Below are 2,201 nucleotides of genomic sequence, written 5' to 3'. Positions count from 1 at the left end.
AAATTGCGGCCTGTTTCGCCTGAATATCTACGAGCCCCTGGCCTTTCCGGCCAGAGAAACTTAACGTGACAACACCCTACGTCCTTGCCGAACCGCCCATGCGTCAATTCTGCATCCACTCGATTGCCATCAGGAAAAGCAAATTGAACCGGACCGGAAATGTCCCGGTTCCCCCCGGCTTCGACCAAGACTGCACTGTTGGTTGTGCCATAAACGCTGTTCGGATCGCAGACTAGCGACAGAGACATTTCTCCCCCGCCCGTCAGGTAGAGATCGACCCCGCGATCATGAGCGTGTTCCCATGCCCCGGCCGTCACCGGCAGACCCATGAAAATCGCGCTACTAACCAAAGATTTAAGGTTCATGATGCTCTGCCTCCGTTCTGACGTCATTATAGCATTGCAGACCGTCAACGGGAAACTCTAACCGCCGTTCCGAGCAACTTCTGTCCAGCGGTCCTGCCACATATCGAAGGTCGCAAGCGCAGCTCCATCCGGGCTGTGAAGGTTGACTTCCCCCACCGTCTGTCTATCGCGCATGTATGCTGCGCCGAAGCTGCGCAAGATTTCCTCGCTTTCCGAGTGAATCGTCCCGAGGTGCTTGTCCTGGTGCTTGGCTATGATCGAGAACATCGGCTCGTCATTCATAGACAACATTGTCCCTCTGACCTGCCCGCCAGAACGGAGCGACTTCGCCCGTGTTCCATTCGTAGAGCCATCCCACGACTTCCCGCGTCTTGGCGTCCAGGATGCGCTTGATTGCTTTCGCTTCCAGCATTGGTTTTCTCGGCACAGCGTTCACTCCATCGCTTTTGTGATCGCGGAGCGCCTGTTTCCCCGTCCGGATAATCGGAGGCGGGGTAAGCGTCCGCTTACCCCTGCCATGCGGCGAGCTTGAGAGGATGGGGGTGAAGGAAAATCGACAGGGTTGGTGCGGCCCGCAGCCGTAGGCGAGGACACGGCCCTGTCTATTTTCCTTCAGGGGGAAGGAAGCCGAAACTCCTTCCCCCTCTTATGGAAAAACTGGTGCGGCTTGCCGCGCCCTTCTATGCCTCTTTCTTCTGAAGCTCTGCGATCACTTCATCAAGGCACGTCCAAAACAGAGGTTCGAACTGTCCCCGCACCATTGCAGCGTCGGATTTCAGTCGGAGGGGATCATGCGTGTTGCGAAGATCATCTAGGATGCTGACCGGCAACTGCTTGGTGGAATAGTAGCCTCCCTTCCGGGCTGGCAGGCGCTCAACGTCTTGTTTTGGCTCGAAGCGTGGTTTCAATTCAAATCGAGCGACTGCCCGCCTTCCAGCGAGCTGAAGAACATTCCGCATTGCGTAGCCCTTCTCTTCCAAAGCTGACAGCGCCTCGCTGTGGTCCCGCTTTGCGGCGGCTTCCAGTCCGGTTGGGCGTTTCGCGCTCTGTGTTTCTTTTGCAGGGGATTTCCTGGGCCGTGTTTGTTTCGCTTTCGGTGCGACTGGAACGGGGGGGCTGTTCGGCTCTGTGCTTTCGGTTGCGCCTAAGCCTTCATCCGGCTTGTCCGGTGTGGAAGGCTCTTCAATCTGCGGCGCAGGCTTTGCTTCCACTACCGCGCTCGACGCTGCTTCAGGAGCTAGAGTATCGGTCGCGGCCTCTGATCCGTCCGTTGCGGGCGTCGATGCTTCCAACGGTATCGCCTGCGGGGATGGTATCACTAGAGGGGATGGCATCGCGGGAGCGAAAGTATCTTTGCTGCTTGTGAAGTTGGTCGTGTAGTTGGGATCGGTCCCTTGGATCGTTGGGCGCTTCTTCCTTGCCATTATGCTGTCCTCAGTATTTCAGCGAGGATTGACGTGGCTTCTTCAATCGCCTCGTCGTAATGCTTGGCATGGCTCCGCAGAAGCCCATTGTCCGAGTTGCGGCGTTCGTCTGCCAGAACATGCAGGAAGCCGAAGCTGGCTGCATCCTTATGCTGTTTCCGCTCCATGAAGTAATCCTCCATGACCGGGAAGCGGCGCAGCGCCTCTTTCTCGATTTCTACCTCAGTCTTGCTTTGTCGGGATGGGACTTTTGACAGCACGATTTGTAGCGCCGGAAGATTTTCGGGATCGTCCGTCCTGTCGCGCAGGTTCTCATACCATTTGTAGGTGTCGTTGGGGTGTTGTCACGTTAACTGGGCTACAGTTGCCTGCCTGACGGTTTGGGCGTAAATTTTGGCGATGCAGACATCAG

5 protein-coding genes are annotated in these 2,201 nt (G+C 56.6%); all 5 read right to left on the bottom strand.

Annotated elements, in window-relative coordinates:
• Window positions 1-365: hypothetical protein (locus Q1A36_RS21205; protein ID WP_299848146.1), on the bottom strand; the 365-nt coding region annotated here is incomplete at its 3' end.
• Between the two features lie 57 nt (window positions 366-422).
• Window positions 423-647, bottom strand: coding sequence for a hypothetical protein (locus Q1A36_RS21200; RefSeq protein WP_299848143.1), 225 nt, complete (start codon window positions 645-647; stop codon window positions 423-425).
• Complete coding sequence (locus Q1A36_RS21195) at window positions 640-777, bottom strand: hypothetical protein (protein WP_299848141.1); 138 nt, start codon at window positions 775-777, stop codon at window positions 640-642. Before Q1A36_RS21195 ends, Q1A36_RS21200 begins: the two co-directional genes overlap by 8 nt.
• Before the next feature lie 268 nt (window positions 778-1,045).
• Complete coding sequence (locus Q1A36_RS21190; protein ID WP_299848139.1) at window positions 1,046-1,789, bottom strand: hypothetical protein; 744 nt, start codon at window positions 1,787-1,789, stop codon at window positions 1,046-1,048.
• Window positions 1,789-2,049, bottom strand: coding sequence for a hypothetical protein (locus Q1A36_RS21185; protein ID WP_299848138.1), 261 nt, complete (start codon window positions 2,047-2,049; stop codon window positions 1,789-1,791). Before Q1A36_RS21185 ends, Q1A36_RS21190 begins: the two co-directional genes overlap by 1 nt.
• Between the last annotated feature and the right edge of the window lie 152 nt (window positions 2,050-2,201).

The sequence above is a fragment of the uncultured Paracoccus sp. genome (assembly GCF_947487305.1).
Taxonomy (GTDB): domain Bacteria; phylum Pseudomonadota; class Alphaproteobacteria; order Rhodobacterales; family Rhodobacteraceae; genus Paracoccus.
Note: the sequence above shows the minus strand (reverse complement) of the source record. Positions and strands in the feature narration are given on the sequence as shown.

Coding starts and splice junctions, on each gene's coding strand:
- Q1A36_RS21200 (WP_299848143.1), bottom strand. CDS start 647: ATGAATGACGAGCCGATGTTCTCGATCATAGCCAAGCACCAGGACAAG.
- Q1A36_RS21195 (WP_299848141.1), bottom strand. CDS start 777: ATGCTGGAAGCGAAAGCAATCAAGCGCATCCTGGACGCCAAGACGCGG.
- Q1A36_RS21190 (WP_299848139.1), bottom strand. CDS start 1,789: ATGGCAAGGAAGAAGCGCCCAACGATCCAAGGGACCGATCCCAACTAC.